General features: G+C 64.5%; 25 protein-coding genes. 15 read left to right on the top strand and 10 right to left on the bottom strand.

All coding sequences use genetic code 11. From position 1 onward, the window contains the following. The first annotated feature begins 210 nt into the window (after window positions 1-210). Genes AAC071_RS03175 through AAC071_RS03165 form a run of 3 tightly spaced genes read left to right on the top strand, consistent with a single transcriptional unit; the run spans window position 211 to window position 3096 of the window. Complete coding sequence (locus AAC071_RS03175) at window positions 211-1128, top strand: ABC transporter permease (protein WP_339829934.1); 918 nt, start codon at window positions 211-213, stop codon at window positions 1126-1128. Further along, a complete protein-coding gene (locus AAC071_RS03170; protein ID WP_339829932.1) occupies window positions 1125-1979 on the top strand; it encodes an ABC transporter permease in 855 nt (284 codons plus the stop codon). Before AAC071_RS03175 ends, AAC071_RS03170 begins: the two co-directional genes overlap by 4 nt. Before the next feature lie 28 nt (window positions 1980-2007). After that, on the top strand, window positions 2008-3096 hold the full coding sequence (locus tag AAC071_RS03165; RefSeq protein WP_339829930.1) for an ABC transporter ATP-binding protein: 1089 nt from the start codon (window positions 2008-2010) through the stop codon (window positions 3094-3096). A gap of 39 nt (window positions 3097-3135) precedes the next feature. Here AAC071_RS03165 and AAC071_RS03160 read toward each other — a convergent pair whose 3' ends face one another. Together AAC071_RS03160 and AAC071_RS03155 are read right to left on the bottom strand one after the other, a co-directional pair. Continuing rightward, window positions 3136-3864, bottom strand: a complete 729-nt coding sequence (locus AAC071_RS03160) for a MerR family transcriptional regulator (protein ID WP_339829928.1) — start codon at window positions 3862-3864, stop codon at window positions 3136-3138. A gap of 170 nt (window positions 3865-4034) precedes the next feature. After that, window positions 4035-5207, bottom strand: a complete 1173-nt coding sequence (locus tag AAC071_RS03155) for an acetyl-CoA C-acetyltransferase (RefSeq protein ID WP_339829926.1) — start codon at window positions 5205-5207, stop codon at window positions 4035-4037. Window positions 5208-5470: 263 nt separating this feature from the next. Between AAC071_RS03155 and AAC071_RS03150 the strand changes: the two genes are divergently transcribed. Continuing rightward, entirely contained in the window at window positions 5471-6727 is a 1257-nt protein-coding gene (locus AAC071_RS03150) for a cytochrome P450 (protein WP_339829924.1), read from the top strand. Between the two features lie 2 nt (window positions 6728-6729). On the opposite strand, the gene AAC071_RS03145 is transcribed toward AAC071_RS03150, so the two are convergent. The 5 genes from AAC071_RS03145 to AAC071_RS03125 all read right to left on the bottom strand — a co-directional run bounded on the left by AAC071_RS03145 (window position 6730) and on the right by AAC071_RS03125 (window position 13231). Next, complete coding sequence (locus AAC071_RS03145) at window positions 6730-8208, bottom strand: bifunctional 3-(3-hydroxy-phenyl)propionate/3-hydroxycinnamic acid hydroxylase (protein WP_339829922.1); 1479 nt, start codon at window positions 8206-8208, stop codon at window positions 6730-6732. A gap of 11 nt (window positions 8209-8219) precedes the next feature. Continuing rightward, window positions 8220-9095, bottom strand: coding sequence for a fumarylacetoacetate hydrolase family protein (locus AAC071_RS03140; protein ID WP_339829920.1), 876 nt, complete (start codon window positions 9093-9095; stop codon window positions 8220-8222). Window positions 9096-9120: 25 nt separating this feature from the next. Further along, window positions 9121-10041 carry a VOC family protein gene (locus tag AAC071_RS03135; RefSeq protein ID WP_339829918.1) on the bottom strand — a complete coding sequence of 307 codons (921 nt, stop codon included), beginning with the start codon at window positions 10039-10041 and terminating at the stop codon, window positions 9121-9123. Between the two features lie 10 nt (window positions 10042-10051). Further along, window positions 10052-10723 (bottom strand): helix-turn-helix domain-containing protein, encoded by a 672-nt coding sequence (locus AAC071_RS03130; RefSeq protein WP_339829916.1) that lies wholly within the window; start codon window positions 10721-10723, stop codon window positions 10052-10054. 144 nt (window positions 10724-10867) lie between these two features. Then, window positions 10868-13231 (bottom strand): efflux RND transporter permease subunit, encoded by a 2364-nt coding sequence (locus AAC071_RS03125; protein WP_339829914.1) that lies wholly within the window; start codon window positions 13229-13231, stop codon window positions 10868-10870. Window positions 13232-13875: 644 nt separating this feature from the next. Here AAC071_RS03125 and ccoN point away from each other — a divergent pair. The 8 genes from ccoN to ccoS all read left to right on the top strand — a co-directional run bounded on the left by ccoN (window position 13876) and on the right by ccoS (window position 21962). Further along, window positions 13876-15507 carry a cytochrome-c oxidase, cbb3-type subunit I gene (gene ccoN / locus AAC071_RS03120; RefSeq protein WP_339830330.1) on the top strand — a complete coding sequence of 544 codons (1632 nt, stop codon included), beginning with the start codon at window positions 13876-13878 and terminating at the stop codon, window positions 15505-15507. Window positions 15508-15517: 10 nt separating this feature from the next. Continuing rightward, window positions 15518-16249, top strand: coding sequence for a cytochrome-c oxidase, cbb3-type subunit II (ccoO, locus tag AAC071_RS03115; protein WP_339829912.1), 732 nt, complete (start codon window positions 15518-15520; stop codon window positions 16247-16249). Between the two features lie 8 nt (window positions 16250-16257). After that, a complete protein-coding gene (locus tag AAC071_RS03110; protein WP_339829910.1) occupies window positions 16258-16464 on the top strand; it encodes a cbb3-type cytochrome c oxidase subunit 3 in 207 nt (68 codons plus the stop codon). After that, window positions 16461-17351 (top strand): cytochrome-c oxidase, cbb3-type subunit III, encoded by an 891-nt coding sequence (ccoP, locus tag AAC071_RS03105; RefSeq protein ID WP_339829908.1) that lies wholly within the window; start codon window positions 16461-16463, stop codon window positions 17349-17351. The genes AAC071_RS03110 and ccoP overlap by 4 nt, the downstream gene beginning before the upstream one ends. 135 nt (window positions 17352-17486) lie before the next feature. Beyond that, window positions 17487-19028: a cytochrome c oxidase accessory protein CcoG gene (gene ccoG / locus AAC071_RS03100; protein ID WP_339829906.1), complete on the top strand. Its 1542-nt coding sequence runs from the start codon at window positions 17487-17489 to the stop codon at window positions 19026-19028. Beyond that, window positions 19025-19558, top strand: coding sequence for a FixH family protein (locus tag AAC071_RS03095; RefSeq protein ID WP_339829904.1), 534 nt, complete (start codon window positions 19025-19027; stop codon window positions 19556-19558). Before ccoG ends, AAC071_RS03095 begins: the two co-directional genes overlap by 4 nt. After that, window positions 19555-21777, top strand: a complete 2223-nt coding sequence (locus AAC071_RS03090; RefSeq protein ID WP_339829902.1) for a heavy metal translocating P-type ATPase — start codon at window positions 19555-19557, stop codon at window positions 21775-21777. Before AAC071_RS03095 ends, AAC071_RS03090 begins: the two co-directional genes overlap by 4 nt. Beyond that, a complete protein-coding gene (gene ccoS / locus AAC071_RS03085; RefSeq protein WP_339829899.1) occupies window positions 21774-21962 on the top strand; it encodes a cbb3-type cytochrome oxidase assembly protein CcoS in 189 nt (62 codons plus the stop codon). Before AAC071_RS03090 ends, ccoS begins: the two co-directional genes overlap by 4 nt. 6 nt (window positions 21963-21968) lie before the next feature. Here ccoS and AAC071_RS03080 read toward each other — a convergent pair whose 3' ends face one another. After that, window positions 21969-22766: a DUF2189 domain-containing protein gene (locus AAC071_RS03080; RefSeq protein WP_339829897.1), complete on the bottom strand. Its 798-nt coding sequence runs from the start codon at window positions 22764-22766 to the stop codon at window positions 21969-21971. A 172-nt stretch (window positions 22767-22938) separates the two neighbouring features. On the opposite strand from AAC071_RS03080, the gene msrA reads away from it, so the two are divergent. Continuing rightward, entirely contained in the window at window positions 22939-23559 is a 621-nt protein-coding gene (gene msrA / locus AAC071_RS03075) for a peptide-methionine (S)-S-oxide reductase MsrA (RefSeq protein WP_339829895.1), read from the top strand. Between the two features lie 2 nt (window positions 23560-23561). Then, entirely contained in the window at window positions 23562-24062 is a 501-nt protein-coding gene (gene msrB / locus AAC071_RS03070; RefSeq protein WP_339829893.1) for a peptide-methionine (R)-S-oxide reductase MsrB, read from the top strand. On the opposite strand, the gene AAC071_RS03065 is transcribed toward msrB, so the two are convergent. Next, window positions 24059-24511, bottom strand: a complete 453-nt coding sequence (locus AAC071_RS03065) for a YaiI/YqxD family protein (RefSeq protein WP_339829891.1) — start codon at window positions 24509-24511, stop codon at window positions 24059-24061. The two genes, msrB and AAC071_RS03065, sit on opposite strands and share 4 nt — an antisense overlap. Before the next feature lie 52 nt (window positions 24512-24563). Here AAC071_RS03065 and AAC071_RS03060 point away from each other — a divergent pair, with 52 nt between their 5' ends. Then, a complete protein-coding gene (locus AAC071_RS03060) occupies window positions 24564-25802 on the top strand; it encodes a TIGR03862 family flavoprotein (RefSeq protein ID WP_339829889.1) in 1239 nt (412 codons plus the stop codon). A 156-nt stretch (window positions 25803-25958) separates the two neighbouring features. Here AAC071_RS03060 and AAC071_RS03055 read toward each other — a convergent pair whose 3' ends face one another. Beyond that, window positions 25959-26738: an SDR family NAD(P)-dependent oxidoreductase gene (locus AAC071_RS03055; RefSeq protein WP_339829887.1), complete on the bottom strand. Its 780-nt coding sequence runs from the start codon at window positions 26736-26738 to the stop codon at window positions 25959-25961. Between the last annotated feature and the right edge of the window lie 53 nt (window positions 26739-26791).

Raw genomic sequence — 26791 nt, 5'->3', positions numbered from 1 at the left:
CCGAATATAGAAGTGTCATCCCGGCACTTGTTGCCGGGACCGATTGGCCGCCCGACGTGTGGGGGCGTGGATTGGGTCCCGGGAATAAATCCCGGGATGACACCTGTATTTTTGGCTGATCGCAGAGCATGATATTTTTGGCGGGACGGCGGCGAAACCTGCGCCGCCATTGAGTTTCGGTATTCGTTTGCCCGTCGGGGGGCTGGCCATATGGAAAACTGGAAGAATTCGGTCCGCACCTTCTGGACCGTCATCGTGCCGCCGACCTTCTGGCTGGTCGCCTTCTTCATCATTCCGCTGTCGCTGATCTGGCTCTACAGCTTCAGCTCCAAGACCGGCGTCATCGACATCACGCTGGACTGGAATCTCAACCAGTACATGCGGGCACTGGAGCCGCTCTATCTCGGGATCTTCTGGAAATCGATCTGGATGGCGGCGGCGACCACCGCGATCTGCGTCGTGGTCGCCTTCCCGGTCGCCATCGCCATCGTCTTCTCGAAGCCGACGATGCGGATGTGGCTGCTGCTGCTGGTGATCCTGCCCTTCTGGACCAACTTGCTTATCCGCACCTATGCGCTGATCGCGGTACTCAGGACCAACGGTTTCATCAATACGGGGCTCGACTGGATCGTCACCCATGCCGACTGGGCGCTCTCCTTCATCGGGCTGGGCGACAACACGCTGATCGGCCCCTTCACGCCGCTGGCGCTGCTCTACAACAACACGGCGGTGATCTTCGGCCTCGTTTATGTGCACCTGCCCTTCATGGTGCTGCCGCTCTATGCCGCGCTCGACCGGCTCGACCGCTCCTATCTGGAGGCGAGCCTCGATCTCGGCGCCGGCCATACCCGCACCTTCCTGTCGATCGTCGTGCCGCTGGCGCTGCCGGGCATCGCGTCGGGCGTCGTCATCACCTTCATTCCGGCCATGGGCTCGTATCTGACGCCCGACCTGCTGGGCGGCACCGACAGCTACATGATCGCCAATGTGATCGCCGGCCAGTTCAAGCAGTCGAACAACTGGCCCTTCGGCGCAGCGCTGAGCTTCCTCTTGATGTATGCGACCTTCTTCGCGCTGGCGCTGAGAGCCATCCTGATGCGCAAGGAAGGCAGGGGAGACAAGCGATGAGCCTCTTCCGCCGCAATCCCGATCCGATCGGCCCGCTCGACTATGCCAGGCGCTTCTGGCTGCGCGCGGTGGTGACGGTGACGCTGCTCTTTCTCTATGCGCCGATCATCGGGCTGATGGCCTTCAGCTTCAACGACAGCCGCCGCAACGTGGTCTGGCGCGGCTTCACGACCGACTACTATGTCAAGTTCTTCAACAATGAAGGGCTGATGATCGCCTTCGGCAATTCGCTGACCATCGCGGTGATGACGACGATCGTCAGCACCATCCTCGGCGCGCTGACGGCCTATGTGCTGTGGCGCTACCGCTTTCCGGGCAAGGCGGTCTACGAAGGCGGCATGGCGCTGCCGATCGTCATTCCCGAAATCTGCATGGGCGTCGCCATGATGGTGTTCTTCGCCCGCATCGGCTGGCCGTCCGGCCTGCCCTGGCCGATCAATCTCGGCGCCATCACCATCGCCCATATCGCCTTCGCCTTTCCCTTCGCCGCCATCGTGATCCGGGCCCGGCTCGAAAGCTTCAACCGGGAACTGGCCGAATGCGCGCGCGATCTCGGCGCCAACGAGTACCAGGTCTTCCGCGACGTGGTGGTGCCGCACATGAAGCCGGGCCTCGTCGCCGGCGCGCTGCTGGCCTTCACGCTGTCGCTCGACGATTTCGTCATCACCTTCTTCACCGCCGGGCCCGAGACCGTGACCTTCCCGGTCAAGATCTATTCGATGGTGCGCTTCTCGGTGACGCCCGAAGTCAACGCGGCCTCGACCATCCTGATCCTGCTGACGCTTGTCGTGACCGCGATCGCGCTGTGGCTGCAGAACCGCAACAACATGATCGGCAAGTCCGCCCATTAGCGCCGCATCCCCGAAACCGGAAGAGCACATGTCCGAAACGCCCATCATCCAGATCCAGAACGTCACGAAAGTCTATGGCGGCAGCGTCAAGGCGGTCGACGAGGTCAGCCTCGACGTTCACCGCGGCGAGTTCTTCGCGCTGCTGGGCCCGTCGGGCTGCGGCAAGACCACGCTGCTGCGCATGCTGGCCGGTTTCGAGATACCGACCGCCGGCCAGGTGATCATCGACGGCCACGACATGGCCAAGGTCCAGCCCAACAAGCGCCCGGTCAACATGGTGTTCCAGTCCTATGCGGTGTTTCCGCATATGTCGGTCGAACAGAATGTCGCCTATGGACTGAAGATGGACCGGCGGCCGTCCGGCGAAATAAAGAAGCGCGTCGCCGAGGCGCTCGAGCTCGTCAAGCTGGGCGGGCTGGGCAAGCGCATGCCCGACGAAATGTCGGGCGGTCAGCGCCAGCGCGTCGCATTGGCCCGGGCCCTCGTCAAGCGTCCCTCGGTGCTGCTGCTCGACGAGCCCTTGTCGGCGCTCGATGCCAAGCTGCGCGAGGCGATGCAGCTCGAACTGGTCAGGCTGCAGAAGACCGTCGGCATCACCTTCGTGATCGTCACGCATGACCAGTCGGAAGCCTTGTCGATGGCCAACCGCATCGCGGTGATGAGCCAGGGCAAGGTGCAGCAGGTGGCGCCGCCGACCGGGCTCTACGAAACGCCGGCCAGCCGCTTCGTCGCCGACTTCATCGGGAAAATCAATCTGATCGACGCGACCGCGGTGGCGGCCGGACCGGGCGAGGTCAAGGTGAGCGCGCCGAAGATCGGCGAGGTGACGCTGAAGGGCACGGCGACGGGCAAGGTGGCGCTGGCCGTGCGCCCCGAGAAGATCTTCGTCGACGATCACAAGCCGAGCGACCCGAACGTGATCGCGGTCAGGGGCAAGGTCGGCGAATTCGCCTATTTCGGCAGCTACTCGAACGTCTTTTTCGATATCGGCCTCGAGCATCCGCTGCAGGCCGACATTTCCAATGTCTCGCGCGACGTCGAGGAGTTCACCTTCAAGCCCGGCGAGGAATACTGGGTCTACTGGCGCAAGGGCGACACGCTGGTGCTGGGGGATTGAGGGCCTTCCCACCCTCCCCTTGGGGAGGGCGGAAAAATCTCACACGTCGTCTTCGGCCGTCGGCAGGACGCCGCTGGCGCTGATCTTCTCGACCTCGCGCACGATCTTCTCGATCAGCATCAGCGGCACCATTTCGCTTAACGTACGGATGCCGTTGACGGCGAGCTTCGCCGCCGCCGGCTGGTCGAGCTTGTCGCCGAGCCGGCCGTAGAAGCCGACAACGGCGCGCCGCGCCAGCAGTTCGATCATCTGCGGATAGATGCCGTAGCTGTCGACCGTGTAGCCGATTTCGGGCGTGTAGCCGTCGACACGCGTCTGCGCGATGATCTCCATCAGCCGGACATTGCGCTGGTTGAGCCACTCGGCCCCGTCGCGCCGGTCGATATTGATCATCCCGATCGCCGCGAATTGCCGGATCTCGTCGGATGTGAGGCCGGTGTCGCGCGCCACGTCGGCAAGCATCTTCGGCGCCAGGTTGCGCCCGTCATTGAGCAGCGGGCCCATCGCCACTTCGAGCCCGATCAGCGCCTCGAAGCCGCGCGCCGGCGCCGCCGTCTCGGACATCACGATCGACTTGATGATCGAGAGCGGCAGATGCCGTTCCTGCTGCAGCCGGCGGATCAGCTTGAGCCGCGCCACATGCTCGGGCCCGTAGGAGGCGACATTGCGCTTCGGCCGCTCCGGCTCGGGCAGCAAGCCCTCGCGGATGTAATAGCGGATGGTTTCGCGGCCGATTCCGGTTTCGGCCTCAAGTTCCTTCATCTTCATGGGGCGGACATCTTCATCAAACGGGCCTCGGTATCGATCGGCGCATGGCCGCAGCGGATCGCCAATGCGTAGCGCGTATCCGCAACTCTAGCAGATGAAACGGAGATTCGCGGCAAAAAGGGCGGGACCTTGCGGCCCCGCCCCGTTTTCCGCCGATTTTCGCCGCTGCGTCAGAGACGTTCGACAATCGTCACATTCGCCAGACCGCCGCCTTCGCACATGGTTTGCAGGCCGTAGCGCTTGCCCTTGGCCTTCAGCGCATGCACCAGCGTCGTCATCAGCTTGGTGCCCGAGGCGCCGAGCGGATGGCCGAGCGAGATCGCACCGCCATGCACGTTGAGGCGCGCCGGATCGGCGCCCAGCACCTGCGCCCAGGCGACCGGCACCGAGGCGAAGGCCTCGTTGACTTCATAGAGATCGATCTCGTCGATCTTCATGCCGGCCTTCTTCAGCGCCTTCTGGGTGCCGGGGATCGGGGCCTCCAGCATGATCACCGGATCGCCGCCGACCACCGTCATGTGGTGGATGCGGGCCAGCGGCTCGACGCCGAGTGCCTTGAGGCCCTTCTCGTTGACGATCATGACGCCGGAGGCGCCGTCGCAGATCTGCGAGGAGGTCGCGGCCGTGATGGCGCCGCCCTCGACCAGCAGCTTGACGCTCTTGATCGCATCGAGATTGGCATCGAAGCGGATGCCCTCGTCGACCTTGTGGATCTCCTTCGTGCCGTCTTCCAGCGTGATCTCGAGCGGCACGATCTCGGCATCGAAGAGACCGCCCTGCGTCGCCGCGATCGCCTTGCGGTGGCTCTCATAGCCGAACGTGTCGAGCTGCTCCTTGGTCAGGCCGTATTTCTTCGCCATCATCTCGGCGCCGGCGAACTGGCTGAACTGGATGTTCGGGTAGCGCTCTTCGATGTTGGGGCTCTTGTAGATGCCGAAACCGTTCTTGAAGGGCAGCGAGATCGGCATGCCCATCGGCACGCGGGTCATGCTTTCGATGCCCGCCGCGATGACCACATCCATCGCGCCCGACATCACGGCCTGGGCGCCGAAATGCAGCGCCTGCTGCGAGGAACCGCACTGACGGTCGACCGAGGTCGCCGGCACGCTTTCAGGCAGGCTCGAGGCCAGCACCGCATTGCGCGCGATGTTCATGCCCTGCTCGCCGGCCTGGTCGACGCAACCGACGATGACGTCCTCGATCAGTTCCGGATCGGCGCCGGTGCGCGCGACCAGCTCGTCGATGACCTTGCCGCCGAGATCGGCCGGGTGCCAGTCCTTCAGTCTGCCGCCCTTGCGGCCGCCGGCCGTGCGGGCGGCGGCGACGATATAGGCTTCCGCCATGTCGGTATCTCCTTGAGGTTGGGCCGGAACGCCGCGGCGTCCGGGCTTCGGGTCCGGTGTTCTGGCCGCCATCTTGTACACCCGAAGGCGCTTGTCCAGCCGGAATGAGCCTCTTGCCAGCGCCCGAAACTGCCCGCAGAGTGACGAGAAAGCCTTGTGCCGCAACTATTTAGCGGTTTACGCAACGTCACGGCGGGTCCGACCGGCATCGGACCGGGGGACGCGTGAAAAGAACAGGCCGCCAGGGCGGCGGAGGGAAGCCGATGACCGACAAATCGATCGACAACGCGATAGCCGACCCGAAAGTCTATGCCCGTCCGGAGGAATTCCATGCGCTGTTCAGCCGGCTGCGCAAGGAAGAGCCGGTGCGCTGGACCGAGCCCGAGGGCTACCGCCCCTTCTGGACCGTGTCGAAACATGCCGACATCATGGAAGTCGAACGCCAGAACGACAAGTTCCTCAACGATCCGCGCCTGACGCTGCAGACGATCCAGACCGAGGAAGAGATCAAGAAGTTCACCGGCGGCAATTCCAAGCTGATCCGTTCGCTGGTCGACATGGACAATCCCGACCACCGCAACTATCGCGGCTTGACGCAGGCCTGGTTCATGCCGCCCAACCTCAAGGCGATTTCGGCCCGCGTCGACGCGCTGGCCGAGAAATATATCGACCGGCTGGAAGCCCGGGGCGGCGAATGCGATTTCGTGGCCGATGTCGCGGTCTGGTATCCGCTGCGCGTCATCATGACGGTGCTGGGCGTGCCGGAGGAAGACGAGCCGATCATGCTGAAGCTGACGCAGGAACTGTTCGGCGCCACCGACCCCGACATGAAGCGCCCGGACGCCAACGAGACCGTCAACACGGTGACCGACTTCTTCAACTATTTCACGGCCATGACCGAGGACCGCCGCAAGAACCCGAAGGACGATGTGGCCAGCATCATTGCCAATGCGACGATCGACGGTCAGCCGATCGGGCATTTCGAGGCGATGGGCTACTACATCATCGTCGCCACGGCGGGCCACGACACGACCAGTTCGACGGCGGCGGGCGGGCTTCTGGCGCTGATGCAGAATCCGGACGAGTTCGCGAAGCTGAGATCCGATCCGGACAAATATCTGAACGGCGCCATCGACGAGATGATCCGCTGGACGACGCCGGTGAAGCATTTCTTCCGCACCGCCGCCGTCGACTACGAATTGCGCGGGCAGAAGATCAAGGCCGGCGACAATCTGCTGATGTGCTACTGGTCGGCCAATCGCGACGAGGAGGCCTTCGACGATCCCTTCGCCTTCCGCATCGAGCGCTCGCCCAACAAGCATCTCGCCTTCGGCTATGGCGCCCATCTCTGCCTCGGCCAGCATCTGGCCAAGATGGAAATCCGCGCCCTCTACAGGGAACTGCTGGCCCGCCTCGAGCATATCGAACTGGCCGGCGATCCGGCCTTCGTGGAGGCGAGCTTCGTCAGCGGCCTGAAGCGCCTTCCCGTGCGCTATGCGATGAAGCGCAAGGCGGCCTGAGCTCAGGCCGCGGCCCGGCCGGTGGCGAGATAGCGGCGCCAGGCCTCGACCAGCGCCGCGGTTTCGCCGATGCCGAAGACATGGCGGTCGGGCCGCACCAGCACGGCCGGGGCGTCGCCCATCAGGCGGGCGAGATCGCCGGCGCGGTCGGCCAGCGCATCGGCACGCGTGACGAAACCGCCCATGCCAGCGAACGCAGCCGAGGCCTCGCATTCGGCCCCGACGATCAGCAGCGCCGCATAGCCGGCCGCGTCGTCGAGCCGCGCGCCGCCGGCCAGCCAGGGTTCGGGCGCGATGCCACCGCCGCTTTCGAGAATGCCGGTCCTGATACCCTCGAGCGCGAGCGGGGGGCTCATGCGCGCCGCCTCGGGCTGCGACAGCATCTGCGCGTCGCGCTGGCGCGCGGCCTCGGCATCCTGCGTGCAGACGATCCGGCCCATCGCCACGGCCATCTCGGTGATCATGCGCACATGCGGCTCGCGCTCGGTCTGATAGCTGTCGAGAAGCGCCTCGCCAGCGCGCCCGCGCAGCACCGCTTCGAGCTTCCAGGCGAGATTGGCCGCATCGCGCGTGCCCGAGCAGAGGCCCTGCCCGAGAAAGGGCGGCATCTGATGCGCGGCATCGCCGGCCAGGATGACCGGCCCCGCGCGCCATTTCTTGGCAATCAGCGCATGAAAGCGGTAGACGGCGCGGCGTTCGACGTCGAGCGCGGCGGCATCGGCATAGGGCGCGATCATCGCGGCGATCGCCTCGTCCGAGACGACATCTTCGGGCCTTTCGCCGGGCAGCAGCATGATCTCGAAGCGGTGACGGCCGGGCGCCATCGGCATCGAGGTGACCGGGCGCGCCGGATCGCAATGCTGAAGCCCGACGGTCGAAAGACGCGTCACGCCGTTCCTCAATACCGTATCGATGACCAGCCAGGGCTCGTCGAAACCCATGTCGTCGAGTTCGATGCCGGCCCGGCGGCGCACGGCGCTGTTGCCGCCGTCGCAACCGATCATGAAGCGCGCGGCGACTTCGTAGGTGCCGGCGGCGCTTTCGATCCCGGCGACGATGCCGTCATTCGCCGTCTCATAGCTCTTGAGCGCGTGACAAAGGCGCATCGAGACCGTGGACATCTCCGCGAGACGGGCCCGCAGCGCATGTTCGAGCGTCGGCTGGTGGAACATCGAGGACCAGGGCCAGCCGGTCGGCGCGAGATCGCCGGTCGGCTTGAATCCCATCAGGAGCGCACCGTCCGCATTGCGGAACTCATAGGCCGAGAGCGGCTGGCTGGCCTGCGCGACGGCTTCCGCCCCGCCGGCCAGATGCAGCAGCCGCATCGTCTCGTGATCGAGATGCGCCGCGCGCGGCAGCGGATAGACCTCGCCGTCGCGCTCGATCGCAATGGCCGGAACGCCCATGCGGCCGAGATAGACGGCAAGTGCCGCCCCCACAGGGCCCAGCCCGACGATCAGGATGTCCGTTTGTTCGCGCATGCTCCCGTCCTCTAGACCGTCTCGATGATCGTATCGGCGATTTCCGGCACGACGCGGTTCTCGATATGGCCGAGCTTCTCGACCTCGACGCGGACGACATCGCCTTCCTTGAGGAATTGCGGCGGCTTCAACGCCCCGCCGACGCCCGAGGACGTGCCGGTGAAGATCACGTCACCCGGATCGAGCGTGAAGGCCTGGGTCAGATGCGCGACCTGCTCGAAGCAGTTGAAGATCAGATGCTTCGTGTTGGAGTTCTGCCGCAGCTCCCCGTTGACCCAGCACTTGATGTCGAGCGCATGCGGGTCGCCGACCTCGTCGGGCGTCACGATCCACGGGCCGATGGGGCCATGCGTGTCGAACGACTTGCCGATCTGCCAGGTATTGGTCCGCAACTGCCAGTCGCGCACGCTGACATCATTGCCGACGAAATAGCCGGCAATCACCTCATGCGCGCGATCCGCCGGCACATGCTTGCAGCGCTTGCCGATGACGAAGCACATCTCGGCCTCGTAATCGAGAAAGGCCGAGACAACAGGCAGCGCCACATCGGCATGGGGGCCGGTGATGCAGTTGTGCTGCTTGTTGAACCAGACCTGGTGTTCGGGCATCGGCTGGCCGGATTCCTCGACATGGTCGCGATAGTTGAGGCCGATCGCCAGTACCTTGCCGGGATGCGGCACCGGCGCTTCGAGCGTGACGCGCGACAGCGGCAGGGCCTCGGCCTTCTCGGCCGCCGCGCGTGCCCTTGCCATCGCCGCCTCGCTCGAGATCAGCGCCACCATCTCGCGCGGCAGCTCGGGCGCCGCCGCCGCGAGATCGACAATGCCATCGTCGCGGACGACGCCGATGCGCGTCGAGTTGCCTGCCGTGAAGGTTGCAAGCTTCATGGTCCGTTTCCTTTCTGAATTTTGCTCACGAGCCCAGGGTCGGCGGAGCGGGAGGGCCCCACTGGTTGCCCATCAGTTGATCGATGCCGACGACATTGGGCGGCGTCTCGTCATTGAAGAGATCGCCATCGGTCCAGTGTTCGACGGTGTGGCCCCAGGGGTCGCGCCAGTAGTCGAAGATCTGGCTGCCGAGAATGTGCCGGCCGACGCCCCATTCATGCCGGCGGCCGGCCGCCGCAAGCACCTCGCGCCCCGCCATCAGATCGTCGAAACCGGCGACCTCGAAAGCGGCATGATTGAAGCCGGGCGTGCCAGTGCCGACGGGAAAGAGCGTGTGATGATCGACATGGGCAGCCCCCCGGTCGCAGCGCAGAAAGGCGCCGATGGGCGCCCCGGGCGCGATCTCGATCTCGTCGGAGGTGACGAGGCCGAAGCGCTCCTTGTACCAGGCTTCGGTTTCGCGGAAGTCCTTCACATTGATGACGCAATGGCCGAGACGCTTGACCTGGGACGGACCGGGTTCGACCCGCAGCGGCGCGCCGCGCCGGGGCTGCGCCGTGCCGTCATTGTGAACGAGCCGGCGTTTGATGGGGAGCGCTTCGGGCAATGCCTGTCCCGCGACGATGTCGACGGGAAAGCCGTTCGGATCGGTGAAGCGCACGATCCGCCCGCCGCCCGGCGCATCGCTTTCCTCGACCGGAAGACCGTATGCGGCCGCGAGAGATTCGAGATCGGCGAGGCTTTCGGCATAGAAGCCGAGGCCGGCAAAGCCCGGTTCGCCGGGCTCCGTGACATGCCCGAAGGGCAGCGGGTCGGTGCCACGCATATAGAGCGCGGTCGCGCGGCGCTCGGCGCGCACCAGACCGAACTCGAGCAGGAATGTCTCCATCGCATCGAGATCCGGCGCCCGGAAGCGCACATAGGCAATGTCGGTGACCTTGATCATGCGGCGTTCCTTATCTGAAGACGGATATGTTTGAGACATCGAAGGGATGGGCAAGAATGCCGGCGATCCGGGCCTCGGCCACGCCGAGCCCGCGCAGCAGCACGGTCGCGATGTCGCGCGCATAGCCCTCGCCCCGGAGAATTTCGGGCCCGGCGCCCTGATCGAGCAGGTGGCGCATCGAGACGGTGCCGAGCCCGACAACGAGATGGACGGCAGCAGCCTCGCCCGGAATGACAAACCGGCCTTTGGCCACGCCGTCGCGAATGTCCCCGAGCAGATGTTCGTTGCCTTGCGCATCGACCGCGGCGCCGCTGTCATAGATGCGCGCCAGCATCGAGGCCTTGACGGGATCGCGCGCCACCAGCGCCATGAACAGCCGCACGCCGCGCGACACGCGGATGGCCGGGTCGTCGATGCCTTCATTGAGCTCGGCGACGGCGGCATTGAACTCATGGCGAATGGCTGCCGCCACCGCACGCGCGATCTCGGTCCGGTCGGTGAAGTAGTTGTAAAAGGTGCCCTTGGCAACGCCGGCCAGCACCACGATCTCGTCGATGGTGGTGGCGTCGACGCCCTGGCGGGCGAAAAGCTGCATGGCCGCTTCGACCAGAATCTGGCGCATCTGCGCCCGCCGGCGCGAGCCCGCCTCTTCCGACTTGTTCGTTGCCGTCCTGCTGGTCAAAACTGCCTCCCGATCTCGACATGACTATTTAGTCATAAAATGACTAAATAGTCAACTTATCGAAAAACAGGCAGAACTCAGCCAAAAAGAAAGGGCGGCACCTCCGGAGAGGGCCGCCCTTTCGGCGTTCGTGAGAAACGAGGCTCAGTGGCCGCGCATGACGGCCCGCGCCTCCTCCTCGGAAAGCGGCTTGCGCTTCAGCGGCCAGATATATTCGAAGACCGCGACCAGAGCCGGCAGCAGGGTCACCGCACCCAGCATGTTGACGATGAACATGAAGGTCAGCAGCAGACCCATATCGGCCTGGAACTTCAGGGCCGAGAAGGCCCAGGTCGACACGCCGATCGCCAGCGTGAAGCCCGTGAACATCGTTGCCGAACCGACATCGTAGAGCGCCTGCAGATAGGCCTCATGGGGCGTCTTGCCCATGCGCATGTAGCGCTGCATGCGGTTGTACTCGTAGATGCCGTAGTCGACGCCGATACCGACCGCGATGGCGAGCACCGGCAGCGTCGAGATCTTGAGGCCGATACCGAAGGCCGTCAGGAACCAGTCGCCGATCAGCGTGGCGAGAATGAGCGGCAACACGCAGCAAAGCGCGCCGCGCCATTCCCGGTAGGTGATGATCACCAGCGTCATCACGACCGCATACACATAGAGCAGCATCGGCAGCTCGGACTTGTGCACGATCTCGTTGGTCGCGGCCACGATCGGCACGTTACCGGTGCCGATGCGCAGATTGAGACCCTCATACTGGTTCGCCGGCGCCTTCATCCAGGCTTCAAGCTCGTTGACCACATGCTTGACCGTGCCGGCCTTGGTGTCGGCAACGAAGATCGCGACCGCTGCCGTCGAGCAGTCGGTGTTCACGATGCCCGACGCGCTGGAGATACTCGACGTGGCCTGGGCCAGTGCCGCCGAATTGCGCGGCAGATTGCGCCATTTCGGATTGCCTTCCTGCCACATGCTGTTGATCGCGCGGGCGAGGATCGGAAGACTGATCACCGACTGCACACCGTCGACATTGCGCATGTGCCAGCTGAAGCGCTCGAGATGGCGCATCTTCTCGTAGTCGATGCAGACAACGCTGTCGGATTCGACGATGACGGTCAGCACGTTGAGGCCGAGATTGAAGGCATCGGCGATGTAACGGCTGTCCTGATTGTAACGCGAATCCGGCCACAGCTCGCCGGCGCCTGCATGCACGTCGCCGATCTGCTTGTCGCGCGCGCCGTAGAGGGCCGCCATGGCAATGACGAAGCACAACGCAACGAAGGGGAACGCGACCGCCGGCTTGGCAAGCTTCGAAACCGTGGGCCAGAGCTTGGCGCGCGTCTCCATCGCACGGCGCACCTTGGCACCGTATTCCTCTTCCGGCGGCGCCACATAGGAAACCAGCAGCGGCAGCATGATGAGGTTCGAGATGATCTTGAACCCGAGGCCGATCGAGGCAGTGATCGCCAGCTCCTGGATCATGCCGATCGGAATGATGTAGAGCGTGGCGAAACCGGCCAGCGTGGTCAGGAGGGCGACGACGCCCGGACGGAAGAGGAAGGTGAAGGTCGCGCGCGCCGCCTTCATCTTGTCGAGACCGGCGGCCATTTCGGCGCCGACCATGTTGATCTGCTGCACACCGTGACTGACGCCGATGGCAAAGACGAGGAACGGTACCAGCACGCCCAGCGGGTCGAGGCCGAAGCCCAGGATATGCAGCAGGCCGAACTGCCAGACCAGCGAACAGAGCGAAGCACCGACCGTGACCATGGTCAGGATCCATGAGCGGCAATAGAGCCACATCATGAAACAGGTCAGCACGAAAGCGACCGTGAAGAAGCGGACGACCGAACCGGCGCCGTCGGCGATATCGCCGGTCAGCTTGGCGAAGCCGACGATCTTCACATCGACCGTGTCGGAAACATATTTTTCGCGGAGATCGGTCTCGAGCTTGCGCGCCACGTCGAAATAGTTGAGGCGTTCGCGCGTTTCCGGATTGAAGTCCTGCAACTCGGCGCGGATCATCGCCGCCTTGAAGTCGGTCGAAACGAGACGGCCGACAAGCTCGGCGCGCAACGTGTTCTGCATCACCGTGTTGATGTCTTCATCGCTGCCCGCAAAATCGGCCGGGATCACGTCGCCGGCCTCGAGGCCTTCTTCGGTGACGGCAATGAAACGGGTGTTCGGCGTCCAGAGCGATGTCACCGTGTGACGCGCCACGCCCGGAATGTAGAAAAGGTCCTGCGTCGCATTGTTGAGCGTGTAGAGGAAGTCGCGCTCGAAAATGTCGCCTTCCTTGTTCTCCAGCACCACCAGAACGCGGTTGCCGCCGCCGAAACTTTCCGAATATTCGAAGAAGGTCTCGATGTAGGAATGGCCGATCGGCAACATCTTGGTGAAGCCGGCGTCCATCTTCAGCTGAACCGCGAAGAACCCCATCACCAGGGTGAAGAAGAAAAGGATGACGAGTATCGGCGCCCGCAAGCCGAATACGAGATTTTCTAAACGATGCAAAATAACCTCCCCTTTGGGACGTGCAGTCTTTTTGCGGAGACTGCATCGGAGTGCTCAGAATGTCGCGGAATTTCCCGCTGTTCTTTTTGACGACCGCGCCCTTTTGGGGTCTTGGCGGTGGGCTCTGTTCGGACCTGCATCTCGATCGCAACGATCACGCGCCGGACCTGCGGCAATCGGCCAGATGGCCCTCCACTGCTTCCGGCGTCGCCGAAACGCCGGGCGCACAGGCCGCACTATCTATCACGGCGGTCGAGATTGGCACAGTCATAAAATATGCGTTGCACAACACCGCAACTCGCAACGAATGCTGCAACAATGCATGTTTTCCGGCATGCGAGACACGACACCATGTCCGGCCAACACGTCCGCCATGCCGGTTTTACACAGGCATGGTTAACAACCCTTCCTCGCGCCAGCGGGCGGCCCCTTATCAGGCAGGCGGCATCCCCGCCCAGGCGGATATGGCGATGCGACACGATGATGCAGCGGCGCCAACGCGCATTCGATAAATTTCCACAGTAATGATAAGGTTTTCGAGTCGGACGCGCGCCTTTCGCCGGGCGCGGGCCGGACTGGAGGCAACGAGCGAGGGCATCGACATGGCGGCTACAGGGGCACCGGGACATCGTATTCCCGGCACGATGACGACGGCATCTTGGGCCGTCGTCGCATCGCTGATTGCGGGGGCACTTCTATTCATCGTGATTGCGGCCAAGGCGCAGGATGCGCCGATGGCCGCTCATGCCTGGCTGTTTACCCTGGCCTTCGCGGCCGGCGCGCTGGCCATCGGGCAACGCCATTTCAATGCCATGGAGCGCGGCCCGGCCGCGGTGGAAAGCGTCGAATACAATGACGCGGTGGTCAAGGCAGGCGTCATTGCCACGCTTTTCTGGGGTATCGCGGGCTTTCTGGTCGGCGTCGTCATCGCCTTCCAGCTGGCCTTCCCGGCCATCAATTTCGATACCTCCTTCATCAATTTCGGCCGTTTGCGCCCGGTTCACACATCGGCGGTGATCTTTGCCTTCGGCGGCAACGCCCTGATCGCCACCTCGTTCTATGTCGTTCAGCGCACCAGCCGCGCCCGCCTCGCCGGCGACATCGCCCCCTGGTTCGTCTTCTGGGGCTATCAGCTTTTCATCGTGGTCGCCGCGACCGGCTACCTGATGGGCGTCACCCAGTCGAAGGAATATGCCGAGCCCGAATGGTATGCCGACATCTGGCTGACCATCGTCTGGGTGACCTATCTGCTGGTCTTCATGGGCACGCTGGCGCGCCGGCGCGAACCGCATATCTATGTCGCCAACTGGTTCTATCTGGCCTTCATCGTCACGATTGCGATGCTGCACATCGGCAACAATCTGGCGATTCCGGAAACCTGGACCTCTTCCAAGAGCTATGCACTTTTCCCGGGCGTGCAGGATGCGCTGATCCAGTGGTGGTATGGCCACAATGCGGTGGGCTTCTTCCTGACCGCCGGCTTCCTCGGCATGATGTATTACTTCATCCCGAAGCGCGCCGAGCGGCCGGTCTATTCCTACCGTCTCTCGATCATCCATTTCTGGTCGCTGATCTTCCTCTATATCTGGGCGGGCCCGCATCATCTTCATTTCACGGCGCTGCCCGACTGGGCGCAGACACTGGGCATGACCTTCTCGATCATGCTGTGGATGCCTTCCTGGGGCGGCATGATCAACGGGCTGATGACGCTGTCGGGTGCCTGGGACAAGCTCCGCACCGACCCCGTGATCCGCATGCTGGTGGTCTCGGTGGCCTTCTACGGCATGTCGACCTTCGAAGGTCCGGTCATGTCGATCAAGGCCGTCAACTCGCTCTCGCATTACACCGACTGGACGGTCGGCCATGTGCATTCCGGCGCGCTCGGCTGGGTCGGCTTCGTTTCCTTCGGCGCCGTCTATTGCCTGGTGCCCTGGCTCTGGAAGCGCGAGCGGCTTTATTCGATGGCGCTGGTCAGCTGGCACTTCTGGATCGCCACACTCGGGATCGTCCTCTACATCACCTCGATGTGGGTGTCGGGAATCCTGCAGGGCCTGATGTGGCGCGCCTATGACGCTCAGGGTTTCCTCGAATATTCCTTCGTCGAAACCGTCGAGGCGATGCATCCGTTCTATGTGATCCGCGGACTGGGCGGTTTGCTCTTCCTTACCGGTGCGCTGATCATGGTCTACAACTGCTGGATGACCATCAAGGGTCGTGTTCGCGAAAGCGAGCCCCTGCAGGTGCCAGTCCGCGCCGCCGCGCAGCCGGCCGAGTGAGGGGGACCCGATGAAAAAGAAGTTCACACACGCCACGATCGAAAAGAGCCCGATGCTGCTGCTGGTGCTGACGCTGATCGTCGTCGCCATCGGCGGTCTCGTCGAGATCGTGCCGACCTTCCTGATCAAGAGCACCATCGAGGACGTCAAGGGCGTTCGTCCCTACAGCCCGCTCGAACTGGCCGGCCGCAACATCTATATCCGCGAAGGCTGCTACGCCTGCCACAGCAAGATGATCCGCTCGCTGCGCTCGGAGGTCGAGCGCTACGGGCACTACTCGCTGGCCGCCGAGAGCAAATACGACCATCCCTTCCAGTGGGGCTCGAAGCGGACCGGTCCGGATCTGGCCCGTGTTGGCGGCAAGTATTCGGACGAATGGCACCGCCTGCATATGGCCGACCCGCGTTCCGTGGTCCCGGAATCGGTGATGCCGGGTTATCCCTTCCTGGCGGAGACGCCGCTCGACTACCGCAATATCGGCGGCGCCTTGAAGGCCCTGTCGATCGCCGGTGTGCCGTATGACGCCGCGGCGATCGAGAACGCCAAGGCCGATCTCGAGGCCCAGGCAACGCCTTTTGCCGATACGGACGAGTTGATGCAGCGCTATCCGAAGGCTCTTGCCCGCGACTTCGACGGCAACCCGGCGGTGATCTCCGAACTCGATGCGCTGGTCGCCTATCTGCAGATGCTGGGCACGCTGGTCGATTTCAACGCCTACGAATCCACCGACTTCAAGCAATAGGCCGCCAGATGGAACCCGAAACAACCTATTCACTGGTACGGACATGGGCGGGCGCCGGCGGTCTGGTGCTGATGATGGTGCTGTTCGCCATGGTGCTGGTCTACGCATTGCGTCCCGGCAACAAGCAGACCTTCGACAGGCTGGCGCGCTTGCCGCTCCAGGACGGCGACGGACCCGAAGACAAGGCGGGTGACCGCATGGAGGCAAAGAAATGAGCGATAGCCCGAAAAACGAAATTGACGACGTCACGGGCGTCGAGACCACCGGTCACGAATGGGACGGTATCCGCGAACTCGACAATCCGATGCCGAAATGGTGGCTCTACACCTTCTATGCCTGCATCATCTGGTCGTTCGCCTATTGGGTCGTGATGCCGGCCTGGCCCTATCTTTCGACGGAGGGCTGGACCTACACGAAGGGCGTGATCGGCTATGACCAGCGTGAAATCGTGACACGCGAGCTTGGTGCCGTGGCTGAAGGACGTGCCGACGAAATGCAGCAGATCGCCACGCTGGCGCTCGAAGAGGTAGCCGCCGATCCGGCGCTGATGGAAGTGAGCCTTGCGGCTGGCAAGGCGGCCTTCGGCGACAATTGCGCGCCATGTCACGGTTCGGGCGCCCAGGGCTCATGGGGCTTCCCCAATCTCAATGACGACGTCTGGCTCTGGGGCGGCACGCTGGAAGATATCCGCTATACGCTGACCCACGGCATCCGCTGGGAAGCCGATGACGAAACCCGCCAGAACGTCATGATGGCCTATGGCCGCGATGGCATACTGACACGCCGGGAAATTGCCGATGTGGCGGAATTCGTGCTCGCCCTGTCCGGCCGCGCCGACGACGCCGAAGCGGCAACGCGCGGTGCCGAGATATTCGGCGAGCAATGCGTGACCTGCCACGGGGCGGATGGCGAGGGTATCCGTGAGCTGGGGGCACCGAATCTGACCGATGCCGTCTGGCTTTACGGCGGCGAACGCGCATCGATCATCGAATCCGTGTCAAACGGACGCAGCGGCGTCATGCCAGCTTGGGGCGGACGGCTCGATGAGGGCACGATCAACGCGCTGACGCTGTATGTTCATTCTCTGGGAGGCGGCGAGTAGACGCCGCGCTCCGAGGAACCATTGCGGTGGCGGCGGACTGTCTGTCGCCACCCGCGATTGCCCCGTCCGCTTGCTGCGAATGACGGACGGGCGGCGTCGGCGTATACTGTTTTGCAAGCGCCGCGTGAGTAGAAAATGGCCGACAGCGCCACAACCTCTATTAGCAATCTCGAACGTCTCGCCGCCGAAGCGGCGGGCAATGTCCGTGCGGCCAATCCGCATGGCGACGACGGCGAGCGATATACCGCCGTCAACGCCGAAAAGAACCGCTCGCTCTATGCCAGCCGCGTCAAGATATATCCGAAACTGGTCGGCGGCACGTTCCGCCGGCTGAAATGGATCATCATGGCGCTGACGCTGACGATCTATTACGTCACGCCATGGCTGCGCTGGGACCGCGGCGCCGGACTCCCCGACCAGGCGGTCCTGCTCGATTTCCCGTCGCGGCGATTCTATTTCTTCTTTCTGGAGATATGGCCGCAGGAATTCTACTACATCACCGGCCTCCTGATTCTTGCGTCGCTGACGCTGTTCCTCGTGACCAGTCTCGCCGGCCGCGTCTGGTGCGGCTACACCTGCCCGCAGACGGTCTGGACCGATCTCTTCATTCACGTCGAACGCTTCTTCGAAGGCGACCGCTCGGCACGCATTCGTCTCGACCGGTCGCCCTGGAGCGCCGGCAAGCTGGCGCGCAAGGCCGCCAAGCACCTGGTCTGGATCCTGATTGCGCTGGCGACCGGCGGTGCCTGGGTCTTCTATTTTGCCGATGCGCCGACACTTGCCGTCGATCTCGCCCGGTTCGAGGCGCCGCCGATCGCCTATATCTCGATCGCCATCTTCGCCTCGACGACCTATCTGCTGGGCGGCCTGGCCCGCGAGCAGGTCTGCATCTACATGTGCCCCTGGCCGCGCATTCAGGGCGCGATGTTCGACGAGGAATCGCTGCTGGTCTCCTACAAGGAAGATCGCGGCGAGCCGCGGGGGGCCCACAAGAAGGGGACGAGCTGGGAGGGCCGCGGCGACTGCATCGATTGCGGTCAGTGCGTCGCCGTCTGCCCGATGGGCATCGACATTCGCGACGGCATGCAGCTCGAATGCATCCAGTGTGCGCTTTGCATCGATGCCTGCGACGCGATCATGGACCGGGTCGAGCGGCCGCGCGGGCTGATCGCCTACGACACCCTCAGGAACCAGGAGCGCCGCCAGGCCGGGGAACCGCAACGTCTCAGCCTGCTGCGCCCGCGCACGATCGTCTATATGGCGGCGCTGGCGATTGTCGGCCTGATCATGCTGATCGCGCTGATCAACCGTTCGACGCTCGAACTCAGCGTCCTGCCCGACCGCAATCCGCTTTTCGTCACGCTCGCCGACGGCAGCATTCGCAACGGCTACGAGCTGAAGATCGTCAACAAGGAACATGAGGAGCGCATCTTCCGCATCGACGTCGAAGGACTCGACGGCGCGGTTCTCTCAAGACCCGCCCTTGCCGGCGAGGAAGGTTCGACGGTCGTCGTCGGAATCGATACGCTGCGGACGGCCCGCTTTTTCGTCAGCCTGCCGGCCGAACATCTGGACGGACTGCGCGGCGGCGAAGGCATGCTGACATTTGTCGCCACCGATCTCGCAAGCGGCCAGCGGGTCGAACGCGAATCGAGCTTCAGGGGACCCGCGCAATGACGACAGGAAAGCATGACGCCCCGCCCGGCAGTCGCTTCGGCACCTGGACCGGCCGGCATGTGCTGGCCTCCTTCATTGCATTTTTCGGTATTGTCTTCGCAGTCAACGGCTACTTCATCTATGCGGCGCTTTCGACATTCGACGGCGTGGAGGTCGAGGGCGCCTATCAGAAGGGCCGCGCCTATAATCACCTGCTTGAACAGATGGACGCGCAACGCCGCCTCGGCTGGACCGCGGCCATCGCGACCGGTCCGGCATCGGCGGGCGGCACACGGCTGACCGTTGCCTTTGCTGCCGCCGATGGCGCGCCGCTGAGCGGCCTGAAGGTCGACGGGCTGTTCTGGCGGCCGGTCGCGGCCGGCGAGGATCAGCGTCTGCCGCTGGCGGAGACGAAGACGGGTATCTATGAAACGGTTTTCAATCTCGCCCATGACGGCAACTGGCTGATCCGGATCGCGGCGCAAGGTCCGGCCGGCGAGACTTTCGTGCAGGAAGAGCGCGTCATCATTACCCGGGAACCCAGCAGATGAGCCATGCCGCCGAGGCAATGCTCGATCCCGCAAGACCCGACCCCGGCCTGTTTGTCCGCGACGCGCCGGGCGGCCGGGCACGCCTCGATCTCGTGGTGCAGGACATGCATTGTGCCGGCTGCCTGCGCAAGGTCGAACGCGGGCTGCATGAACTTCCCGGCGTCGAATATGCCCGCGCCAATCTGTCGACAAAGCGCGTCGCCGTGCGCTGGGATCCGCGCAAGCTGAAGGCCGACGCAATCGTCGCACGGCTGGCCGAGGTCGGCTTCGCGGCCGTTCCCTTCGATTCCAGACTCGCCGCGGCACTCGACGAGAGCGAAATGAAATCGCTGCTGCGCGCCATGGGCGTGGCCGGTTTCGCGGCCGCCAATGTGATGCTGGTCTCGGTCTCGGTCTGGTCGGGGCTCGTCACCGACATGGACGAGACGACGCGCGCCTTCTTCCATTGGGTATCGGCATTGATCGCATTGCCGGCCGTGGCCTATGCCGGCCAGCCCTTCTTTCGTTCGGCACTGAAGGCGCTCCGCGCCGGCACGATGAACATGGATGTACCGATCGCGCTGGCGGTCATCCTGGCAACCTCGATGAGCCTGGTGCAGACCATCGTCAATGCCCGGCATGTCTATTTCGATGCCAGCGTGACCCTGCTCTTCTTCCTGCTGATCGGGCGCTATCTCGACATGCAGGCACGCGCCCGCGCCTGTTCGGCCGCCCAGAACCTGCTCGGCCTGCGCGCAACCGCTGCGACCGTGATCGGTCCGGACGGCGCGCTGCGTTCGGTCGCCGTCGAGAATGTCGAACCCGGCATGCGCCTCGCCATCGCGGCCGGTGCGCGCATTCCGGCCGATGGCGAAATCCTGACGGGCACCAGCGACATCGACACGAGCCTGGTGACCGGCGAGAGCCTGCCCGAAGCGGTCAAACCCGGATCGGCGGTCTTTGCCGGCACGCTGAATATCGGCGCACCGCTGACCATGCGCGTGACCAAGCGCGACGACGATTCGCTGCTGGCCGAAATCGTGCGGCTGATGGAATCGGCCGAACAGGGCCGCGCCCGCTATGTGCGCATCGCCGACCGTGCGGCCCGCATCTATTCGCCCGCGGTCCACATCATGGCCTTTGCCACGATGATTCTCTGGTTCTGGCTCGGCGCCCATTGGGAAACCGCGCTGACCCATGCGATCGCCGTGCTGATCATCACCTGTCCCTGCGCGCTCGGCCTTGCGGTCCCGGTGGTGCAGGTGGTGGCGACGGGACGCCTGATACGTCAGGGCGTCTTCGTCAAGGCGGCCGATGCACTCGAACGCCTGGCCCAGATCGACACCGTCGTCTTCGACAAGACCGGCACGCTGACACTCGGCCGGCCGCAACTGATCAATGCCGGCGATGTTGCCAGTGCCGATCTGGCGCTGGCCGTCGCGCTGGCGCGGCAGAGCCGCCATCCGCTGTCCCGCGCGCTGGCCGAGGCCGGCAGCGACTGCCCGGCCGTCGCATTGACCGATGTCGATGAAGTCCCGGGCATGGGCCTGGAAGCGCGGCTGTTCGGCGAAATCATCCGCCTCGGCAATGCCGATTTTGCCGGCGCCGGACGTAACGACACCGAACGCCATGCCGGCCCCGAGCTCTGGCTGCGTCGCGGCGGCGCCCAACCAGTGTGTTTTCGTTTCGCCGACACGCTGCGGCCCGATGCGGCAGCGGCGATCGGCGCGCTGAAACGCAAGGGCTTTGCCGTCGAACTGCTGTCGGGCGACCGCGAACCGGCGGTGCGGGCGGCGGCCGAGACGCTGGGCATCGCCGAATGGCGCGCCGGCGCACGGCCGGCCGAAAAGATTGCCCGGCTCGAGGCGCTGGCCCGCGACGGCCGCACGGTGCTGATGATCGGCGACGGCCTCAATGATGCCCCGGCGTTGCGCGCGGCGCATGTGTCGATCTCGCCGGCCGATGCCGCCGATGTCAGCCAGACGGCGGCCGACTTCATCTTCCAGGGCGCGCGGCTTGCACCTGTCATCGAGACGATCGAGGTGGCCCTGAAATCGCGCCGGCTGGTGTTCGAGAATTTCGGCCTGGCGCTTGCCTACAACGCCGTCGCCGTACCGCTGGCCGTTGCCGGCTTCGTGACGCCGCTGGTCGCGGCCATCGCGATGTCCAGCTCCTCGATCACGGTGATCGGAAATGCGCTGCGGCTGAACCGGCGCGGCAAGGCCGCGCAGCAACCATGAACATTCTTGTGTTTCTGATTCCAGCGGCGCTGCTGCTCGGCCTGCTCGGCCTCGCGGCCTTTCTCTGGTCGCTCAAGAGCGGCCAGTATGACGACCTCGAAGGCGCGGCCCAACGCATACTCTTCGACGATGACGACGACCGTCCGTATCAGGACCGGCCGGACGACGACCGGCCGGACGACTGACGATCATCAGCGCGCGCGCACGAGATCCCGATAGGCATGCCAGGTCGCATGTCCGAGCAGCGGGAAGACCACGATCAGCCCGAGCAGGAACGTCGCAATGCCGACCGCGGTGAAGAAGGCGATGATCCAGCCCCAGATCATCATCGGCCAGAAATTGCGCCGGACCGTTTCGATGCTGGTCAGCACCGCCGTTACCGCATCGACATCGCGCGCCATCAGCATCGGTACCGAGACGACCGAGATCGCGAAACAGACCAGCGCCAGCAGCCCGCCGACCGCCGTACCGACGACCAGCAGTCCGAGTCCGTGCGGCGTCAGCAGCAAGGCCGGCACGAATTCGGCGATTGTCGGCATGTCCTGCGATCCGAAGAACAGGGCAAACAGCAGCGAGGCGATGCGCACCCAGATCAGCATCGCACCCATCAGCATGGCGCCGAGAAAGGCGAGCTGGGTGGGGCTGCGCGTCGACACGAAGGCGACATCGGCCAGACGTACCGGCAGGCCGGCCTCGATACGGCGGCTGGCTTCATACATGCCGACGGCCAGCATCGGCCCGACCAGCAGGAAGCCCGCCGCCATGACCGGCACCAGCGCGCCGAGATCGAACTGGAACAGCGCCACGACCAGCGACAACGAGATCACGAAAAAGGCAATGCCATAGCTGAGGCTGAGCGCCGGCACGCTCGACATGTCGGCCCAGCCACGCGCCAGCCAGACCCAGGGCGCGTCGGCCCGGACCTTGCGCACGTCCGGAAAACGGTCCCGGCCGCCCGCCGCGCCCAGCTGTGACGATATTTCGCTCATGGCAGCCTCTCCTCCCGATCAAACCGCCCTACTTCATTCATGCTAGCGGCGAACAACCCCGCCGTCCATGTGGCTTCCATCCTGCGCGGCGCTCGCAAATGCGTGAACGCGAATTGAACGCCGCCAGGACGGGAACGGCGTAGACTGCATCTGAAACCGAAGGAGACCCGACGTGAAGCGGCTTGCGATCCTTTTCGGCCTCTGGGCCGCCCTGGCCACAACGCCCGCCACGGCCGAAGCGCCGGGCTCTGGCGAGGCCATGGCGATTTTCGGCGGCGGCTGCTTCTGGTGCATGGAGCCGCCTTTCGACAAGCTCGACGGCGTGATCCGCACGACATCGGGCTATACGGGCGGTGCGACGCCCAACCCGACCTACAGGGAAGTCTCCTCGGGCCGGAGTGGCCATGTCGAGGTCGTGGCGGTGATCTACGATCCGGCGCGCATCGGCTACGCGGAGTTGCTCCATGTCTTCTGGCGCAATATCGATCCCTTGCGCGCCGATGCGCAGTTCTGCGACGCCGGCCCGCAATATCGCAGCGTGATCTATGTCGGCAACGACCAAGAACGCGAACAGGCCGAGGCATCGAAGGCCGAACTCGAGGCCTCGGGCCGCTTCGAGCGCCCGATCGTGACCGAGATCGCCGATGCCGCGCCTTTCTATCCGGCCGAGCAATATCATCAGGACTATTATCTGAAGAACCCCGCGCGCTATGCCTATTATCGCTGGGGCTGCGGGCGCGACCAGCGGCTGACGCAGATCTGGGGCGAGGAAGCGGGCGGCAGCAGGAGATGAGCATGATGTCGAGACGGAACTTTCTCGGTGGCACGGCAGTGGCAGCCGCGCTCGCGGCGGCAGGCCTGACGCTGCGCGGCAGGAGCGCCGCAGCCGACGACGCGGCGACATTCGAGGTGACAAAGAGCGACGCCGAATGGCGCGCACAGCTGACGGCAGAGCAATATCGCGTGCTGCGCAAGCACGGCACCGAACGCCCCGGCACCAGCCCGCTCAATGGCGAGAAACGCGCGGGCATCTATCATTGCGCCGGCTGCGACCTGGCGCTGTTCTCTTCGGCAACCAAATATGACAGCGGCACCGGCTGGCCGAGTTTCTACGCACCGCTCGACAACGCGATCGGCACGTCGGAAGACCGCAGCTTCTTCATGACGCGGACCGAAGTTCATTGCCGCCGCTGCGGCGGCCATCAGGGCCATGTCTTCGAGGACGGGCCGAAGCCGACGGGCCTGCGCTACTGCATCAACGGCGTCGCGCTGCGCTTCGTGCCGGCCGAAGCCTAGCGTAGCCTCAGCGCAAGCTGCACGGCGCTTTCAAGCGCCTGCAGGAAACGCGAACGGTCGGCGCGGGTGAAGGCCGGACCGCCGCCTTTCGATTCCCCTGTCTCGCGCAGCTCGCGCATCAGGTCGCGCATGGCAAGCGCCATGCCGATGCTCGACGAGGTGAAGGGATTGCCATTGTGGCCGATCGCGGCGGCGCCGCGTTCGAGCGCGCGGGCGGCCAGCGGAATGTCGCCGGTGACGACGATGTCGCCCGGCCCCGCACGTTCGGCGATCCAGTCATCGGCGGCATCGGGCCCTTCGGCCACAACGACCGGATGGACCAGCGGATGACCGGTCGGACGCAGGCCGCCATTCGAGACGATATGCACCGTCAGGCCGTGACGCTCCGCAACGCGCACCACTTCCTCCTTGACCGGACAGGCATCGGCATCGACATAGATTTCGGTCATCGCTTCGCTTCGGCACATGATTTCGCTGCCAGAGAATGATAGCGTCGCGGCCGTGAACACAAGCGCAAAACAGAAAGCGAAACCCGTCGCCGCGATCATCGGCGGCGGACCGGCAGGGCTTGCGGCAGCCGAGGCGCTGGCCGCGACCGCCGAGGTGCATCTCTTCGATGCCATGCCCTCGCTCGGCCGCAAGTTCCTGCTGGCCGGCAAGAGCGGTCTCAACATCACCCATGGCGAGGATCTCGAAACCTTCCTGACGCGCTTCGGCGAAGCGCGCGCGGTGCTGGAACCGGCGCTGCGCGCCTTTCCGCCGCATGCGATCCAGGGATGGGCGGCCGCACTCGGCATCGAAACCTTCACCGGCAGTTCGGGCCGCGTCTTTCCGAAGGCGATGAAGGCCTCGCCCTTGCTGCGCGCCTGGCTGAACCGGCTGGGCGCGGCCGGCGTCACCTTTCATCCGCGCCACAAATGGAACGGATGGAGCGCGGCGGGCGAACTGACATTCGGGACGCCGGACGGCGAACGGACTTTCCATGCCGACGCGACGGTGCTGGCGCTGGGCGGCGCCAGCTGGCCGCGGCTCGGCGGCGACGGCCAATGGGCGCCGCTCCTGCGCGCGAAAGGCGTGACGGTCAACCCGCTGCGACCGTCCAATTGCGGCTTCGATGTTCCGTGGACGCCGCATATGGCGGCGCGCTTTGCCGGCGAGCCGGTCAAGTCGGTAACGCTTTCCTTCGGCGATCGCGCGTTGCGCGGCGACTTCGTGGTGACGCGCTACGGCATCGAGGGCAGCGCCGTCTATGCGCTGTCGGCAGCCTTGCGCGACGCCACCGAACGCGACGGCAAGGCGCTGCTGACGCTCGATCTCGCACCTGACCGCGACATCGAACGCCTGACGCGCGAACTTTCAAGGCCGCGCGGCAAGGCGTCGATGGCCAATCATCTGCGCAAGGCGGCCGGCATCGACGGCGTCAAGGCGGCGCTGCTGCGCGAATGTCTCGACACGAACATTTTCGACGATCCGGTCGCGCTGGCCCACGCGATCAAGGCGCTGCCGCTGACATTGATCCGTGCACGTCCGATTTCCGAGGCGATCAGCAGCGCCGGCGGCATCGCCCTCGACGAACTCGACGAAAACCTGATGCTGAGGAAGCTGCCGGGCGTCTTCGCGGCCGGCGAGATGCTCGATTGGGAAGCGCCGACAGGGGGTTATCTGATCAGCGCCTGCCTTGCCACCGGGCGCGCGGCCGGCGCCGCCGCGGCGGTTTATGACAGTGAAAACGACAGCTGACCCCCCCTCTGTCACGGAACTGTCAAAAAACTGTCACAAAAGCACTTGTCCCCGGGGGATAACCGCACTTGTCCCCCGGGGACAAGCACGACTTATCCCCACCCGGCAGGGGTCGTGGCAGGATTCGGCTATTTTTTGTTTCGGGCCGGACCGCCCTCACGCATTCTTGACCAGCATGCCGCCATCGACCGGAATGGCGACGCCGTTGAGATAGGACGCGGCCGGCAGCACGACGCTGAGCGTCACATGCGCGACCTCTTCCGGATCGCCATAGCGGCGCAGCGGCACCCGGCGCTTGGCGAAGATCTCCTTGTGCTCGTCGGGAATGCCGGCGGTGATGCCGGTGCGGATCGGCCCCGGACAGATGCAGTTGCAGGTGACGCCTTCGCGGCCGAGCTCGACGGCGAGCGCCCGCGTCAGCCCGATGACGCCGTGCTTGGCGGCCACATAGGTCGAGTTGCCGGGCGTCGCGCCGAAACCTTCCGTGGACGCCACATTGACGATGCGGCCCTCGCCGGACTTTTTCAGCAATGGCAGCGCGGCGCGCACGAAACGCATATGCGCCGTCAGCATCACCTCGATGGCCCGCGCCCAGCTTTCCTCATAGCCCTCCTCGGCGATGCCGCAAAAGGTCGAGAGGCCGGCATTGTTGACGAGGATGTCGAGCCCGCCGAAGCGCGCCTCGATTTCCTTCACGACACGGACGATGCCTTCGGCATCCGCGACATCGAGCGCCCAGCCATGCGCCTCGCCGCCTTCGGCCTTGATTTCGGCGACGACCGCATCGACACGTTCCTGACGGAGATCGAGCACAGCGACCTTCGCGCCCTCGCCGGCAAACACATGCGCGGTGGCGCGACCCATGCCGCTGGCCGCACCGGTGACCAGCGCCACCTTGCCGGCGATCGAGCGGCTGAGTTTGCGGATCGGTTCCATCGTATGTATCTCCCTGACTGAGTTTCTGTTGGGCGGAGAATAGCAAAAAGAAA

The sequence above is a fragment of the uncultured Parvibaculum sp. genome (assembly GCF_963975745.1).
Lineage (GTDB): Bacteria > Pseudomonadota > Alphaproteobacteria > Parvibaculales > Parvibaculaceae > Parvibaculum.
This window is presented reverse-complemented; position numbering and strand designations above follow the sequence as displayed.